The organism is Streptomyces sp. NPDC058637, assembly GCF_042717325.1.
In the GTDB taxonomy this organism is placed as follows: Bacteria; Actinomycetota; Actinomycetes; order Streptomycetales; family Streptomycetaceae; genus Streptomyces.
Genome location: NZ_JBHXRD010000003.1, coordinates 25844 through 41292, shown reverse-complemented (window position 1 = coordinate 41292; position 15449 = coordinate 25844). Strand labels below are relative to the sequence as shown.

Here is a 15449-nt window from a genome sequence, read left to right as displayed (position 1 = left end):
GAAGCACGCGTGCGGCCACTACGTCATCAGGCGCTACGAAGAACCCCACCGAATTGCTCATCCGGGCATGATGCCGCACACCGCAGCATGCTCCGGCGCTCGGATCCGCTCCTGCGGTGCGCCGCCGTTGATGGTGACGCAGCTGTCCACACCAGCTGGCGGGCTGTACGCGCCGGGGACGGCGGGCGTGTCGTGGCACTCCGAACAGATCCCGGGCGAGGTACTCCGCTGCTGTTGTATTTCCTGGGCAAGGATGCCCGGCAAGGACGTCAGGAAGCCGCCCCACGGGCTGCCGGAAATGGCTGGCCGGACCCGTGTCCGTACGGAATGCTGCAGGCGTGATCGAGCGAGAAGCCGCGGTTCGGGCCGTCGAGGAACAACTGGAGCGCGACTGTCAGAGGTGGCGTGCCGGGGGTGCGGAGGCACTGCGTATGGCTGTGGTGGACGTCGAGGAGCACGAATTGGTGTGGACCGTCTCCTGGACGTCCGAGGAATACGAGCTGGCGAAATGGAAGGGGGCACACGTCATCGCGGTCGCCCCGGGCCGGCACGAGCAGTTCCTGCGCAAGCTCGGCGCCGATGAGTTCATCGACTACACCAGGCCGCGGGCCGCGGGCCGTAGGCCGCGGACGTGGTCAGTGGCGTGGATGTGGTGATCGACACCGTCGGTGGCCCGGACAGCTCACGCTTCCTGCCCGTGCTCAAGCGCGGCGACAGCATGCCTCCGGTGTTCTTCGCCCAGTACGACCCGGAAGAGACGGCGAGTCTGGGCATCACGGTCTCGAACATTCAGGTGCGTTTTAACGGCCCGCAGATCGCCGAGGTCGGGCGCCTGTTCGGCGAGGGCAAGCTCCAGGTCGGGGTGGACAGCACCTTCCCGTTGCCCGAGGCGGGCAGCGCCCACGCGCGAGCCGCGCGGGGCCACATCCAGGGCAAGATCGTGCTGACAGGCCCGGACAAGGGGTGTCGGCCCGGTCACCGGACGTGCGGCGGTGCTCGACTTCGTCCGCGACGGACACACGGCACAGACCGGAAGGGTGCGGCACCACCTGGGTAATGTCGTGGTCACGACGACGGCCGCCGCTACCGCTGAGGTGCGGGCCTACCCGGTGCGGACGAGGAACACCGGCAAGAGCATCCAGCTGATCTCGACCGGGCCTGCACGTTCGGTCTGCGCCGGTCCGAAGGCGGTGGCGGATCGCCGAGCTCACCCTGAGGCTGGACAGCGACCCATCCGGTTGGATCAACGACGAACAGTCAGACCCTCTGTAGGAGATGTTCAGCCGGTCGACGCGCTGTGGAACGCCAGCGGGTTCGGCCGCCCTCTGGCAGATCGAGCAGACAGCCGCCTGCGAGGTGCCGACGACCGTTGTGTTCGCCCCCTGGTCCCTCGGCTCCGGGATCGTGGACTTGACCAGGCGTTTTCGCGGACAGCGCCTGTGGCGGCAAGAGCTGTACGTCTCGTCACCGCTGACGGGACTGAGCCGGGTGCGGTTTTTGGGTCCGACCGTGACCATGGTTGTCGGGACTGCCGCCGGCACCGCTGTCGGTCGACCCGCCACCTGCACAGCCGTCGCCGTCCTGAGCCTGATCGCCGCCGCGGCCCTGGCCGCTCTCAGCCCTCCACCCCTGGTCGGCGGGGGAGAGCGCCCGCGTGAGCAGCTGCGCCTGCTCACACGTAGCCCTGTCGCACTGCCGTACGAAAGCAGGGTGTCGTGGAAGGCGCTCGTCCTGGGCCGCTCCAGGGCGAGGTCGCTACGGCGGCAGGGCCCGGACCGCGTGTCGCGGTCCGGGCCCTGCTTCGTTCGGTGCCGCCCCGTGGCGGCGGTGCCTCAGCTCTGTGTGGTGTCGTCGTCCGTGTGCCCGGCGCCCTCGGCCGAGCCTGCCTTCTCGCGCATCTTGCGCACCAGCTCCGCCTTCTGGTCGGCGGCACTCTGGCGGTCGAGGTTGCGGTGCGGCCCGTTGTTCTGCCGCTCGGCGCGGGACAGCCGCTTGCGCTGGCCGCCGCCCATGCCCACGGGGTTGTTGATGTTCTTGCTCACGGTCATGGGTTCTCCCGGAAATGATGTGAAGTGATCTGCGGATTCATCGGTGGGGGACGGTCGCGGCGACGTCGGGAGACGTCAGCAGGGACCCGTCACGCGCTCACTCGTGAACCGGCGTTTGGAAGAACATGACACAAGACGTTACCCGGTTCCGTCGGCCCCGCCCACCAAGATTCCTGTCTCCGGGCTTCGGCCGGGCCTCAGGTGAGGCCTGAGGCGGTCCTGCCGGTGGTCGCCGCGCACTCGGAACCCGCCGAGGACGGATCCCCACGCGACCCCGGCGCCGTACGGACCCCAGCACGGAGTGCGACGCCTTCGCCTCGTCGTTCCGGACCTTCGTCCCAGCCGCGAAGCCGGTGCCCTCGATACCCTGGCCCGGGACTCGTTCGCCCATCTTGCGGAGCACCATGGCCGGCCTGCCTGAATCGCACACCACCACACTCCACGACCAGCCGTTTCCCGAACTGCTCGGGTACCCGTGCGAGGTAGTGGTCAGCAGCGACGGACAGTGGATCGCGGGCAGTTCGGTGACGCACCGGTACAGCCGGGTCGCCGTGTACCGGGCCGCCGACCTGTCCTGCGCGCACCTGCTGACCTTCACGGAGGAGGCCGAGTCGATCGCCTTCCACCCCACACTGCCCCTCCTGGCCGTCGGCCTCGACAACGGCGACGAGTACGACCGCGCGGGAGGGCTCACCCTGCTCGAATGCGACACGGGCCACCGCGTCGACTTCCCCGACCCGACGTGGGGCATCGAGCCCGTCCGCTGGCTGGACGACCGCACCCTCGAACTCATCTTCTTCGCGTGGGACGACGGAGTCGACCACCTGACGGCCCGGGCGACGGTCGTACGGGAGAACTGGCGGGGTCTGACCTCTGACGCCCTCGACCTGACCGCACTCGACCGGACACCGCTCGACCTCGAGGACCCGGGGGCGTTCGGCGAAATATCGCCCGCGCAACCGCTGCTGCGCATGCTCGCCGAGCGGGCCGGGCGCAGCTACGACGCCCAGGGCGGGGTCCGGGCCGTGGCCGGGCTCGGCGACGGCCGCGTGCTCGCCACCCGCAAGCACGTGGCGGTGGAGTGCTGGGCCGAGGACGGATCGGCGCTGTGGAGCGTGCCCGCGCCCTCGGCGAGCGGCGGCACCCGGATCGAGGTGGCCTCGGACGAGCGGAGCGTCCGCGTGGCGGTCTCCGGTCCCGACGCCCGCGCTCGGACCGACTTCCTGCTCGTGGACATGGCCGACGGCACCGTTCTCGACCGGCACTCCATGCCGTTCTCGGCCGCGATGTCCGCCCGTACGGACGGGGCCTGGGCGATCCGGGACACGTACGACCGCAGTTTCGGGACGGAGCCACCCGCCCCGCCCAACACACGGATCTTCACCGCGGGGGGCAGCGACCTGATCAGCTCGCTCCACGTGCCGGACCGGTACGACCTCGTCCCGCTCCAGGCCCGCCGGTGCCCCGAGCTGCTGTACGGGCGAAGCGGCCGGAATGTGGTCGCGCTCGGCCCTGACGGAGCGGTCGAAACCCTGCTCTTCTCCGTCGACGCACCGCTCGGGCGGGTGGTGTACGTATCCGATGCCGTCGGCGCCGCTCTGCTGCACGGGCACAGGGAGGTCGTCCGCCGACGCTTCCCGTCCGGCGAGGCAGTCTGGCGCAAGCCGTTGGAATCCGAGGTCGTCGACCTCGACGCCCATGCCGGTGTCCTGCACGCCCTGTGCGCCGACGGCGGTCTCGTCTCCCTCGACGCGGCCGACGGGACGGTACTCCACCGACGTCCGCTGCCCCCGTACCAACCACTCTGTCTGCACGCGGCACCCGACGGCACGATCCTCGTCGGCACCACCTCGGGCCAGATCCTGCGGTGTCCAGCGATTCGCGTGCAGGGCCGGACGGCTGACCGGTAGCACGGGGCAGTACGCGGCCCACCGCACAGGCGACGACGACAAGGCTCCCACCGCACAGGCGGCGCCCGCGCACACACGGCGGGGGCCTCGTCCCCGGGCCGGAGCCCAGCACGCTCAGCACTTCACCGTGAAGCCGCCCGCGCGGGTGCCCTCTCAGCCGCGCAGACAGAATTCCTGGTCCGCCACCCACTGCCCGAACCAGTCGCTCAGCGGCACGCTGAAGCACCACTCGCGCCTGTTCGGGTCCGGCTCCGGCTCGACGGGCGCGGGCTTGTCCGGCTTCGGCGTCCCGCTCGGCGTGGGGTCCGGCGTGAGGGGCCCCTCCTCGCCCGGCCGCAGGGTCAGCATTTCGCGGTACACCCGGGAGGACTCGGGATTGTCGGCGCACTGCCACACACCGTGCGGGCAGTAGTCCGTGATCGTCTGGTACACCGGCTCGTGCTGCTCGAACCACTCCAGCATGCGGCGCATGTACTCGGGGTTGTCCCCGTTGCGGAACAGCCCCCACTCGGGGAACGAGATCGGCTTGCCGTGCTCCGCGGCGAAGTCGACCTGCTTCTGCAGGCCGTACGGTTCGTTCACCTGGTCGTCGAACGTACGGGCGGGAGGCTGGTCGTACGAGTCCATGCCGATGATGTCCACGACGTCGTCACCGGGATAGCACTCGGTCCAGGGAACGGCGTCCAGCCCCCGGCTCGGTGCGAAGTCGAAGCGGAACTCCTGACCGGGCACCGACCGCATCGTGGTCACGATGCGCTTCCAGTACGCCTTCCACGCGACGGGATCGGGACCGCAGCGGTGGGTGTACGTGGTCCCGTTCATCTCCCAGCCGAGCACGATCACCGTGTCCGGGACGCCCAGCAGGACCAGCCGGTCGGCCAGTTTGCGGAAGTGCTCGTCGAACTCCCCGGCGGCACCCGCCCGCAGCAGCCGGCGCACCTCGCCGTCCGGGACGCGCTCCTCGTTGCGTTCCAGCATCGGGGTGTTGAGCACGAACATCCGGTCCGCGGAAGCCCGCCGCCAGGCCCCCCACGAGGCGAGGAAGCCGGGGCTGCCCTCGATGTTCACCCACAGATCGCCCGGCAGATAGCTGTGCCCGACCCGCATCTCCGTCCCCCCGAGCCAGCGCGACAGCTGCGCCATCCGCCGCACGCCCTTGGGCCCGTAGTCCAGATAGGCCCCGACCGCCGTCGAGCCGTCCGGCACCGCCGGAGCGGGTGAGGAGCCCTTGTCCGCCGTGGAACCCGGAGCGTCCCGGTCCGCGACGACCGCGCCACCGACGAGAAGGCCGAGCACAGCCGTCCCGATTCCGAAGTTGATGAGACGGCGCTGTACGGGCACGGCTCCTCCTTGGATTGTGGCGTACCTCCGACCCTGTCGACCATAAAGAGAAAAGTTCAACAACGGGCTCTGCGAACACCCGTGAATAGACCATTCGCGACACGCGGGGAATCAGCCCCGGCCGTTCGGGTGAAGCCTTCCGAAGGTGAAAGGAAGAGAACGGACCCGGTTGTCGAAATTCGAGTCGACCAGCTCCGGTTCACCCACCGCCCGCACCGCGTCCGGGCGCATGAGGAGTTCCCGGAAGAGTGCCCTCATCTCCAGCCGCGCCAGATGCGCGCCCAGACAGTGATGCGGACCGCCCCCGCCGTACCCCAGGTGCGGATTGGGCGACCGGGTGATGTCGAACGTGTCGGGATCGGCGAACACCGAAGCGTCCCGGTTCGCCGAGGCGTAGAGGAGCATCACCTTCTCGCCGGGAAGGAGGACACGGCCGCCGAGCTCGTACTCGGCGGCGACCGTCCGGCGGAACTGGATGATCGGCGTCGAAAGACGGACGATCTCGTCCACCGCCCCATCGGCGTACCGGTCGAAGTCGGACTCCAGCAGGGCGCGCTGCTCCGGGTGGGCCGACAGCAGGACCATCCCGTGGGCGATCGCGTTGCGGGTCGTCTCCACCCCGGCCACGAGCAGCAGCGAGAAGAACGCGCCGAGCTGACGGGAGGACAGTGCCTGCCCGTCGACGTCCGCGCGGACCAGCGCCGAGATCACGTCGTCCTTCGGGCGGCGGCGGCGCTCCCGGGCGATCCGCGCCATCACGATCTGCATCCTGGCCAGGGACCGCAGACCGCGTCCGGGTACCCGAAGCCGGGCCCGGCCCCGGCGCTGGACCCCGACGTACTCCGACGCGTGGTCGATCTGCGCCGCGATCGCGGCGCGGTGGCGGCCGGGAATGCCCATCAGGTCGCAGATGACCTCGAACGGCATACGGGAGGGGGCCGACCGCATGAAGTCGCCGGGCCGCCCGGTCGCCACCTCGTCCACCAGACGCCGGGCGATCCCGTCGATGTTCTCCTCGGCGCCGGCGAGCAGCCGCGGGGTGAAGGCGCGGGAGATGGTCCGGCGCAGACCAGCGTGCTCGGCGCCGTCCATGTTCACCATGGAATTGCCGAACACGGCCTTGGCCCAGCCGGCCGGCTCCGGAGTGGTGACACCGGGCGCACTGGCGAACACCCGCGGCTGCCGGCTCGCCGCCCTCACGTCCTCGTACCGCACCAGCGCGTGGAACGGGGTGCGTGAACCCGTACGCGGGGTGAAACGCACCGGTGCGCCGAGCCCCCGCAACCGGGCGAACGCGGCCAGCCGCTCGGCCCTGGGCAGCCGCCAGAACGACGGGTCGGCCAGATCGGCGTCCACCGCCCCTCGTCCACGGTCCGTGGAAACCTGCGTCGGCGCGTTCATGCACAACCTCCGGGAGCTCGAACGGCCATGCTGGCGCGCCACGAGCCGCTGCGCGGCCGACGCGGCCGGACAGCCCCGAGAATTCCCACGGTCGCGTGACGCACGCCGACGAGAACCGTTCGCGCGTCATCTCGTTGCCCACTTCGACAGAGAAGACAACTCGGAAGAGTGGACGAGAGGCAGGTACACCACCATGGACCCGACCACAGGTGCGAGCGGCGAAACAGCGGGCGGCCGCGGGCCCGGCCGCCGCGCCGTGCTGCGCACCGCCTTCACCGCGACGGTGATCGCCGGCACGGGCGGGGCACTCGCCCCGGTCCTCCTCGGCGGCCCGGAGACCGGTCCCCCCGCTGCGCGCGACGCCACGCGGCCCGAGCGGTTCGCGGAGAGGTACAAGGGCCGGGAGATCCGCGGCGCGGCCACGGTCATGGTCCCGGCCGGCGGGCAGCCGCGGGCCGGTGAGGCCGGTGCCGTGGCCGCCGTGCCGGACGCCGAGGTCCGCATCGACGGCAGACCGCTGCACGTGATGCGGCGTGCCGACGGCAGTTACCTCAGCACGGTCAACCACTACGAGTCGTTCCCGACGCTGCTGGAGACGGCCCGCGCGGCCGTCGACGAGATCGGTCCCTCCCAGCTGTCCACAACCTCCCCGCACACCAACCGACCCTAAGGACGAGCACGGGTGTACAACCGCAAGGATCAGCGCAACCTCACACGTACGGAGAAGAAGCGCCTGGTCGCCGCGATCCTGGAGCTCAAACGCTCCGGACGCTACGACGAATTCGTCACGATGCACCGTCAGTACTACGTCACCGACGCCGAGGGCCGGCCGCGGGCCGCCCACATGACACCGTCCTTCTTCCCGTGGCACCGCAGGTACCTGCTGGAGTTCGAGAAGGCCCTGCGAGCCGTCGACCCCACGGTCTCGGTCCCGTACTGGGACTGGACCAGGGACAACACACCGTCCTCCTCGCTCTGGGCGGAGGACTTCCTCGGAGGCAACGGCAGATCCGGCGACCGTCAGGTCATGACGGGACCGTTCGCCTTCCGGCAGGGCAACTGGCGCATCGGCGGAGGAGTCACCGACGACCACTTCCTGCGCCGGAACTTCGGCCGGCCCTCCGCACCGGTCACCCTGCCCACCAAGGCGGAGGTTGACCGCGCGCTGAGCGACCCGGTCTACGACACCGCGCCCTGGAACAGCCTCAGCGTCACCGGCTTCCGGAACAGGATCGAGGGCTGGGGCATCAGAGGAACCCGGGGAGTCGCCAACCACAACCGGGTGCACCGCTGGATCGGCGGGTCGATGGCGGGCGCCGGGTCACCCGACGACCCGGTCTTCTGGCTGCACCACGCCTACATGGACCTGCTCTGGGCCCGCTGGCAGAAGGCGCACCCGCGCTCCCGCTACCTTCCCGCCCGCAAGCTCCCGGCCGACGACCCGCAACGGGACCGCGTCTTCGCCCGGGACCAGCCGATGCCCCCGTGGGACGTGGCGCCCTCGCAGCTCATGGACCACACCCGGATCTACCGCTACGTCTGAGACGGAGGCGTGCCCGCCCCGGAAACGGGCGGGCCTCCCCTCTCCGCGGGAGCGGGGAGGGGAGGCCCGGGCCGGACAGCTACGGAGATCAGTAGCCGTAGCCACCCTGCTTGTGGTGGTTGTCCGACACGTTCGCGCAGGTGTTGCCGAAGGCCGGGTTCAGCAGGGCGATGACGTTCACGGTGTTGCCGCAGACGTTGACCGGGATGTGAATGGGCACCTGCACGACGTTGCCCGATCCGACACCGGGGGAGTGGGCCGCGACGGCCTCGGCTCCGGCGTCGGCGGTAGCCAGGCCGGCACCGCCGGCGATCAGGGCACCGGTACCGGCCATGACGGCGGCCACCTTCGAGATACGCGACATAAGTTCTCCTTGGGAGGGTCGAAACCGGCCACAGAACGTGCGGCCGATCTGCCCTGACAACGCGGGAATCGACAGACGGTAACGGATCGGTCGAAAAGTCGTAATTCTTCGTCAGTTGCGGCCCGCCACCGGGAACCCGCTCAGCCGGCCGTGCCAGTCGCGCGCGGCGGGGAAACGCGTCTTCACGGTCTCCGCGGCCCTGTCCCGCACCGCCACCTGTGACTCCCGCAGCCGCAGCATCGGCTCCAGGGGTGAACGGGCCAGCAGCAGACGCTGATTGACGACCGGCTCCGGCTCCCAGTGGTTCTTGTACCGCTCCGAGCCGCGCAGCAGGCTCAGCACCCCGCAACCGCCGCTCGCCGCCTGCCCGGCCACCTCGCGCAGCAGCATCGAGGCAACGTCCACCTTCCTCTCCCTGAGCCGGGGGTCGGCGCCGTACAGATAGCCGCCCGTCAGCAGCGCGGACCGGAGTGCCAGATCGGCGGCCACCACCTCTCCGTCGAGCAGGAACTCCCGCAGCGAGGCCTCACCGTCGTGCACCATCCGGCGGGTGGAGCGCACCAGGTGCGCGCGGAAGCGGGGGCGCAGGTGCTCGGCGTTGATCCCGCGGCCACGCCACTGGAGTTCGTGCAGGCGCAGCAGGGTGTCGACCGCACCCGCCACCCGGTGCCCGGGCACCGCACGGCACTCGATGCCCGCGGCATCGGTCTTGCGCAGCTTGGCCCGGGCCCGCTGCGCACGCGAGCCCGGCATCCGCTCGATCAGGGAGGCGATCGGCACGGCCGGCAGTTCCATGCAGGTCGAGTCGGTGAGCCTGCTCCGGGCCCCGGACCACAGCCCGAACAGCGACTGGACCGAGGCGTCGGGCCGTACCTCCCGCAGATCGATGACGGTGTGCACGGCGGCCCGGTCGAGTCCACGCTCCAGGGCGGTGACGGCGTCGTCGGCGCACTCACCGTCGACGAGGATGTCGAAGAAGTCGGAGATCGCACCGCCCATGGCCACCAGCAGGGGCATCGGCCGGTGCGCGAGCATCAGGGGCGCCGCGCCGATCAGCCGGTCCCCGCGACGGGCCAGGACCACCCGGAGCCGCCCCGGGACTCCGTAGGACAGCCACCAGGAATGGAGCCAGGCATGGCTCTGGAACGGGGTCGCGGTCGGGCAGCGGCGGTGCAGCGCGTCCCATTCCCCGGCGAGTGCGGAGAACTCCCGCAGATCCCGGCAGAGGGTGACGGAGAGCCGGCCGGTTCGGGCTGAGGTCATCGGACGAGCTCCCGTTCATCGGCCGGGGCCGCCTGGGCGGGGCCCGGGACCTGGGCGGTGACGTCCCGTCGCCCCGGACGGGGCCGGACGAGGAGGACCAGTCCGCCGATCAGACCGCCCGCGCTCGCACCCACGGCCGTGCCGAGCGGAACGGAGGGGGAGACCGGCTCGACCGGGCTCACGGCGTGCGAGAACTTGATCAGTTTCACCCCGGTGTCCTTGGCGACGTGCCCGCTGCTGACGACCACGGCCTCGGTCACCGCGTCGGCGATGTCGGCGGCCCGGCGCGGATCGTCCGACGTACCGGTGATGGCGATCATCGGCGAGTCGGGGGAGGTCTCGGACCGCACATGGGTGCGCAGCTCGCGCACCGGCTCCCCAGCGGCACCACGGGCGTAGTTCAGGGTCGCGTCGCTGGTGGCCAGCCGGCCGTACGACTGCGCGTACCCCAGTGCCGCCGCCGGGTCGACGCCCTTGCCCGCGGTCACCATGGCGTAGCTGGTGGACGCGTACTCGGGCTGGGCGAGCAGCCCGTAGGACAGCCCGCACGCCGTCCCGATCAGGACGCAGGCGGGCAGGGGCCACCAACGGGGCGGTACGAACGCGGGGCGGAGCCTGCGCAGGCGTCGGCCGGGTTCGGTCGGCTGCGGCTCGGGCGAGTCGGTCATGAGTGGGCTCTCTCGGTCGAGGGGGCTGTGTCGAGGGCGTGTGCGTAGACGTTCAGGAGGCGCGCGCCACTGAGCCGGATGTCGTAGCGGTCCACGGCCGGTGGGGGCGGCAGCCTGCGGATGCCGCTCGCCATCCGGTGGCGCAGCACGGTCGTCAACTCACCGACGGGATCGGTGAGGGAGCCGAGGCGGACGGTGTCCGGAGCGAGGCCGGTGGGCAGGTCGTCGACGGCGGGACACGCACCGTGGACGACGGGCAGTCCGGCGGCCAGTGCCTCGACGACGGCCAGGCCGAAGGTCTCCTCACGGGACGCCGAGACGAAGGTGTCCATGGCCCACAGCACCGGGGGAATGCCGGGCGCGTCGCCCCCCGCCCCGCAGCCCCCGAGGAAGCGGACACGGTCCGCGATCCCCGACCGGGTGGCGAGGGCGCGCAGCGCACCGGCCTCCGGCCCCTCCCCGGCCAGCACGAGCCAGGCACCGGGGAGAGCCGCGACGGCGCGGATCAGCAGGTCGAAGCGCTTTCCGGGTACGAGCCTGCCCACGCCCCCGACCACGAAGGCGTCGCCGGGAATGCCGAGGAGCGCACGCGTCGCGGCCCGTTGGGCGTGGTCGAAGCGGAAGGCCGCCCCATCGATTCCGTTGGTCACCGTGTGGATCCGTGCGGCCGGTACGCCCCAGTCGCGCAGCCGGCCGGCGACGGTGCCGGAGACGGCCACCGTCGCCGCTCCGAGCCGCTCGGTGCGCAGGTAGAGTGCCCGGGTGCCACGGGTGAGCGGGCGCCCCTCGATCTCCGAACGCCCCAGCGAATGCTCCGTCGCCACCGAGGTGGTCCCCGCGAGCCGCGCCGCGATCCGGCCGTACACACAGGCCCGGTACAGGTGCGTGTGCACGAGGTCGTAGGCCCCCCGGCGGATGAGCCGGGTCAGCCTGGGCACGGCGCTGAGGTCCCGGTTTCCGTTCATCGCGAGGTTCCGCACCCGGACGCCGTCGGCACGCAGTCCCTCGGCGACCGCCCCCGGATTGGTGAGCGTCACGACGTCACAGCGCACCGGCAGATGACGCAGCAGCAGCCGCAGCTGCTGCTCGGCCCCGCCGATGCCGAGGCCGGTGATGATGTGCAGGACCTTCACCGCTCCTCACCCCCCGCCCGGCCGACGGGAGCGGCGGCGCTCCGGTGGCGCAGCCGGTGCCGGACGGCCTTCGCGCGGAGCCGGGCGCCCCGGTCGGCATGACTGACATGCGTACGGGGCAGGGCCAGCGGCCCCAGCAGCGGGCCGGGGGCGAGGGCGCAGCCGTACGCGTACCCGGCGTCGCGCACCGACGCGACCACCCGCCGGTCGGCGGTGCCGTACGGGTAGCAGAAGCCCGCCGGTCCGGTGCCGGTGAGACGACGGATCGCCTCCCGGCTGCCGTGCGTCTCCTCACGCAGCTCGTCGTCGGCCAGCGCCGTCAGATCCAGGTGACGCATACCGTGCGAGCCGATCTCCATCCCCGCCCCGGCGAGCGCGCGGATACCCTCCTCGGTGAGCAGCGGCTTCCGAGGGCCGAGCGGATCCCAGTCGTTGGAACCGCCCGTCCGGCCGGGCAGGACGAACACCGTCGCCGAGCAGCCGTGCCGGAGCAGCACCGGCAGCGCCTCGTGGAGGAAGTCGGCGTACCCGTCGTCGAAGGTCAGCCCGACCAGCCCGCGCCGTCCGGCGGCGTGTGCCCGCAGCAGCGCGGTGACACCCACCCCGGTGAGACCCCGGCGGCGCAGCCAGGTCAGCTGCTCGTCCAGACGGTCGGCGGAGACGGTGATGCCGTACGGATCGTCCGTCGGGTCGGTCACCGAGTGGTAGGTGAGGATCCAGGGACGGTTTCGGCGGGTGTACGGGACGGCACGGGGCGTGGAGGTGTCAGCGGCCATGGGAGAACCTCTGTCGGATGAGGGCCAGCAGATGGACGGCTTCGGGAGCTCTGAGCGCGAGTCCGGTGAGAAGGAACGCCGTGGGTACGAGGAAGCAGCCGGCTGCCACGCTGAGCACCGGACCTTCCGTCAGGGAGGAGGCGAGGTAACCCGTGGTCCCGGCGACCGCCGCGGCCGCCGCGGGCCGGCCGAGCGCGAGCGCCACGGCACCGGCCCGGACGGCCACCGCACGCGAGCCCAGTCCCAGGAGCATCAGCACCGCGGCCGTGCTGATGCCGATCGCGTTGGCCGCCGCGATGCCGTCGACACCGAACGGTCCGGCCAGCACCAGCCCCGCACCGACGGTGACCAGCAAACCCACACCCATGGCACGGAGCGGGTACCAGGTGGGCGTCCCCGTCGAGAAGTACGGCCGGCACAGGGCTCCGACCAGGGTGTGGCCGAGCAGGCCGAGCGCGTAGACGCGCATGACCCCGGCGGTCGCCGCGGTGTCCGCGGCGTCGAACGCGCCGTGCTGGAAGAGGACTTCGACGATCCGGGGGGCATACCCCAGCACCATCGCGGTGCCCAGCAGCACCACCGTGCCGGCCAGCGCGAGGTCGCGTTCCACCCGTCGCCGGGCACCCTCCCGGTCCCCGGCCGCCATGGCCCTGGCGACCACCGGGAAGGTCACCGTGCAGATCATCATGGACAGCACCATCGGCAGCTGCGCGACCTTCTGCGCGTAGTTGAGGTGGGAGATCGCCCCGTCGGACAGCGACGAGGCGAGGAACCGCTCCACGAGCACCTGCGCCTGACGGCTCACCACGAACAGCACCACGGGCGCGAGGGCGGAGGCGCCGAGCAGCGCGGGCACCCCCGGCCGTGCTCCCCGCCACCGCGGCCCGCGCGGCTTGCGCCGCGGCACCAGTCGCACGAACGTCGGCAACTGGGTGAGGATCATCAGCACACTGCCGACGGCGACCCCGGCCGCCGCCGCGCGCACCCCCCAGAGGGAATGCATCGTGAGCGTCATCCCGATGATGCCGATGTTGTACGCGATGTAGACACCGGCCGGCGCCAGGAAACGGCCGTGCGCCCGCAGCGCCGCGCTGAAGTACCCCGTGACGCCGAAGGTGAGCACGGTGACGGCCGTCAGCCGCGTGCAGTCCACGGCGAGCGAGGGATCGTCGAGTCCCGGCGCCAGGACACCCACGACCCACGGGGCACCGAGGGCGAGCAGCACGCCCGCGCAGGCCAGGGCGGCGAACAGCCGGGGAAAGGTGCCGGCGACGAGCGCGCGGACGGGATCGTCCGGAAGATCGCCGGCCGCGCGCCGCGTCAGTGCATGGCTGAAGGCGGGGACCAGCAGCAACGCCATCCCGTCCTCGATCAGCAGCGTGGCGGCCATCTCCGGCACGGTCCACGCGATCAGGAACGCGTCGCTGTCATGACTGGCCCCGAACAGCTGGGCGATGGCCTGGTCCCGCGCGAGCCCCAGCAGGGCCGCGATCACCGTGAGACCGGCGGCGCCCGCCGCGGCCCGGGCGAGGAACCCGCCGGGCCGCGGCGGAACGACAGGCGTGGGAGTTCCGGGAACCGCTGCCTGCCCGGCCGTTCCCGTCACGGTCCCGGTCACGCGGCGGTCGCCCTCTCCCGGCCGGCCAGCGCCCACCACGCGGCCAGACCGAGCACGATGCCGGTGAGCACGGTGGAGGGGCCGCCGATGTCCGCGTACAGGAAGTCGACGGTCTGCCAGGTCATCAGCCCGACGGCGGCGAGACCGCAGTCGACGGCCGCCTCCCGCCGCCGCGAGCGGGCGAGCACGAGCCTGCGCACCCCGCCGACCAACAGCGCCGCCCAGGAGCCCACCAGAGCGGTGAAGCCGATGAGGCCCTGCTCGCTCAGGACGAGCAGGAACATGTTGTGGGGGGACAGCAGCGGCTGCTTCACGAAGTCCTGTCCGGCGCCCGCGGTGTCACTGCCGGCCGAGAGACCGATCGAGGCGTGTCCGTCCCGGTGGGCCGGGAAGCCCTTGAGCCCGACGCCCGTCGCGGGCTGCTCGCGCCACATCCCCGCGGCCGCGGCCCACATGGTGTAGCGGTCGTTGACCGACCGGTCGGGTGCGCTGGTCACCTCGGTGATGCTGGTGAGCCGCTGCGAGATCATCTCGGACCCCACGCCGAGACCGCCGACGAGGACGACCCCGGCGGCGACCAGCACGGCCAGCGCGCGCACGGCCTGCCGGACCCCGGCCGCCACGATCACGGCCAGGGCCCCCGCCGCCGTCGCGATCCAGGCCCCCCGGCTGAAGGACAGGGTGAGCGGAACGACCAGCAGGGCGGCCGTCACCGGGGCACCGATCCGCAGCCAGCGGGGCGCGCCCGAAGGGGCGCGGAGGGCGTACGCCGTGGCGGCGAGCAGTCCGTAGCCGACGACCGTGGCCATCCCCATCACATCACCGGCGCCGAAGGTGCCGACGGCCCGGACGTCCTCACCCATGTACGAGGCCCCGGACCCGGTGGCGTACTGGTGCGCGCCCGTCGCGCCCTGGACGAGGGCGAGCAGTACGAGCGAACCCGTGATGATCCGGAACCCCCGGGCGTCCCTGACCAGCAGAAGGACGGCGGCGGGCACCAGGACGAAGATCTGGAGGTACCGGACGAAGCCCGGCAGCGCGGCCATCGGGTCCGCCGCGGTCACCGTGGCCACGGCGATGCCCGCGGCCGGCAGACCGAGGACGAACGCCCCGGCCCGGGTGAGCGGACGGGCCCGCAGGAACAGCAGGCGCGCCAGGCAGACGAGCACGGCCACGCCCGAGAGCAGATCGGCCGGAGGGACGCCGTACACGGTGCCGGCCCCCGTCCCGTCGGCGGGCACGGCCAGCAGCAGCACGGTGCCGACCAGGGGGAGCAGCGGCCATCCGCCGCCCCACCGGCGCGGGAACGGATACGCCGGAGCGGAAGGTACGGGCGCCGGCGCGGAACGTACGGCGGGGGCCGCGGGAGCCGCGGTCACGGTGA

At 71.8% G+C, this 15449-nt stretch carries 13 protein-coding genes and 1 pseudogene; 4 read left to right on the top strand and 10 right to left on the bottom strand.

Annotation, left to right across the window (positions count from 1 at the left end):
- Positions 1-497: 497 nt before the first annotated feature.
- Positions 498-949, top strand: a pseudogene (locus ACFWVP_RS03885) (zinc-binding dehydrogenase); the annotation flags it as partial.
- A gap of 883 nt (positions 950-1832) precedes the next feature.
- On the opposite strand, the gene ACFWVP_RS03880 reads toward ACFWVP_RS03885, so the two are convergent.
- Complete coding sequence (locus tag ACFWVP_RS03880) at positions 1833-2048, bottom strand: DUF6243 family protein (protein ID WP_384493345.1); 216 nt, start codon at positions 2046-2048, stop codon at positions 1833-1835.
- Between the two features lie 404 nt (positions 2049-2452).
- Between ACFWVP_RS03880 and ACFWVP_RS03875 the strand changes: the two genes are divergently transcribed.
- Entirely contained in the window at positions 2453-3958 is a 1506-nt protein-coding gene (locus tag ACFWVP_RS03875) for a PQQ-binding-like beta-propeller repeat protein (RefSeq protein ID WP_384493344.1), read from the top strand.
- A 153-nt stretch (positions 3959-4111) separates the two neighbouring features.
- On the opposite strand, the gene ACFWVP_RS03870 is transcribed toward ACFWVP_RS03875, so the two are convergent.
- Complete coding sequence (locus ACFWVP_RS03870; RefSeq protein WP_384493343.1) at positions 4112-5299, bottom strand: glycoside hydrolase family 26 protein; 1188 nt, start codon at positions 5297-5299, stop codon at positions 4112-4114.
- A 111-nt stretch (positions 5300-5410) separates the two neighbouring features.
- The gene (locus ACFWVP_RS03865; RefSeq protein ID WP_384493342.1) at positions 5411-6700 is read right to left on the bottom strand and encodes a cytochrome P450; all 1290 of its coding nucleotides are present in this window, start codon (positions 6698-6700) and stop codon (positions 5411-5413) included.
- A 193-nt stretch (positions 6701-6893) separates the two neighbouring features.
- Here ACFWVP_RS03865 and ACFWVP_RS03860 point away from each other — a divergent pair, with 193 nt between their 5' ends.
- Positions 6894-7370, top strand: a complete 477-nt coding sequence (locus ACFWVP_RS03860) for a tyrosinase family oxidase copper chaperone (RefSeq protein ID WP_384493341.1) — start codon at positions 6894-6896, stop codon at positions 7368-7370.
- Between the two features lie 12 nt (positions 7371-7382).
- The gene (locus tag ACFWVP_RS03855) at positions 7383-8243 is read left to right on the top strand and encodes a tyrosinase family protein (RefSeq protein WP_384493340.1); all 861 of its coding nucleotides are present in this window, start codon (positions 7383-7385) and stop codon (positions 8241-8243) included.
- Positions 8244-8331: 88 nt separating this feature from the next.
- Here the strand turns inward: ACFWVP_RS03855 and ACFWVP_RS03850 are convergent, their stop codons facing one another.
- From ACFWVP_RS03850 to ACFWVP_RS03820, 7 genes are all read right to left on the bottom strand, one after another.
- Positions 8332-8607, bottom strand: a complete 276-nt coding sequence (locus tag ACFWVP_RS03850; protein WP_384493339.1) for a chaplin — start codon at positions 8605-8607, stop codon at positions 8332-8334.
- 111 nt (positions 8608-8718) lie between these two features.
- Positions 8719-9870: a GNAT family N-acetyltransferase gene (locus ACFWVP_RS03845; RefSeq protein WP_384493338.1), complete on the bottom strand. Its 1152-nt coding sequence runs from the start codon at positions 9868-9870 to the stop codon at positions 8719-8721.
- Positions 9867-10538, bottom strand: a complete 672-nt coding sequence (locus tag ACFWVP_RS03840; RefSeq protein ID WP_384493337.1) for a YveK family protein — start codon at positions 10536-10538, stop codon at positions 9867-9869. The genes ACFWVP_RS03845 and ACFWVP_RS03840 overlap by 4 nt, the downstream gene beginning before the upstream one ends.
- A complete protein-coding gene (locus ACFWVP_RS03835) occupies positions 10535-11671 on the bottom strand; it encodes a glycosyltransferase (RefSeq protein ID WP_384493336.1) in 1137 nt (378 codons plus the stop codon). Before ACFWVP_RS03835 ends, ACFWVP_RS03840 begins: the two co-directional genes overlap by 4 nt.
- The gene (locus tag ACFWVP_RS03830; protein ID WP_384493335.1) at positions 11668-12447 is read right to left on the bottom strand and encodes a polysaccharide deacetylase family protein; all 780 of its coding nucleotides are present in this window, start codon (positions 12445-12447) and stop codon (positions 11668-11670) included. Before ACFWVP_RS03830 ends, ACFWVP_RS03835 begins: the two co-directional genes overlap by 4 nt.
- On the bottom strand, positions 12437-14053 hold the full coding sequence (locus tag ACFWVP_RS03825; protein WP_384493657.1) for a lipid II flippase MurJ: 1617 nt from the start codon (positions 14051-14053) through the stop codon (positions 12437-12439). Before ACFWVP_RS03825 ends, ACFWVP_RS03830 begins: the two co-directional genes overlap by 11 nt.
- An 8-nt stretch (positions 14054-14061) precedes the next feature.
- Positions 14062-15444: an O-antigen ligase family protein gene (locus tag ACFWVP_RS03820; RefSeq protein WP_384493334.1), complete on the bottom strand. Its 1383-nt coding sequence runs from the start codon at positions 15442-15444 to the stop codon at positions 14062-14064.
- Positions 15445-15449 lie beyond the last annotated feature (5 nt).

Bases quoted from the DNA above. Each gene is read 5' to 3' on its own strand.
- ACFWVP_RS03845 (WP_384493338.1), bottom strand. From the start codon at position 9,870: ATGACCTCAGCCCGAACCGGCCGGCTCTCCGTCACCCTCTGCCGGGAT.
- ACFWVP_RS03860 (WP_384493341.1), top strand. From the start codon at position 6,894: ATGGACCCGACCACAGGTGCGAGCGGCGAAACAGCGGGCGGCCGCGGG.
- ACFWVP_RS03830 (WP_384493335.1), bottom strand. From the start codon at position 12,447: ATGGCCGCTGACACCTCCACGCCCCGTGCCGTCCCGTACACCCGCCGA.
- ACFWVP_RS03850 (WP_384493339.1), bottom strand. From the start codon at position 8,607: ATGTCGCGTATCTCGAAGGTGGCCGCCGTCATGGCCGGTACCGGTGCC.
- ACFWVP_RS03840 (WP_384493337.1), bottom strand. From the start codon at position 10,538: ATGACCGACTCGCCCGAGCCGCAGCCGACCGAACCCGGCCGACGCCTG.
- ACFWVP_RS03865 (WP_384493342.1), bottom strand. From the start codon at position 6,700: ATGAACGCGCCGACGCAGGTTTCCACGGACCGTGGACGAGGGGCGGTG.
- ACFWVP_RS03880 (WP_384493345.1), bottom strand. From the start codon at position 2,048: ATGACCGTGAGCAAGAACATCAACAACCCCGTGGGCATGGGCGGCGGC.
- ACFWVP_RS03875 (WP_384493344.1), top strand. From the start codon at position 2,453: ATGGCCGGCCTGCCTGAATCGCACACCACCACACTCCACGACCAGCCG.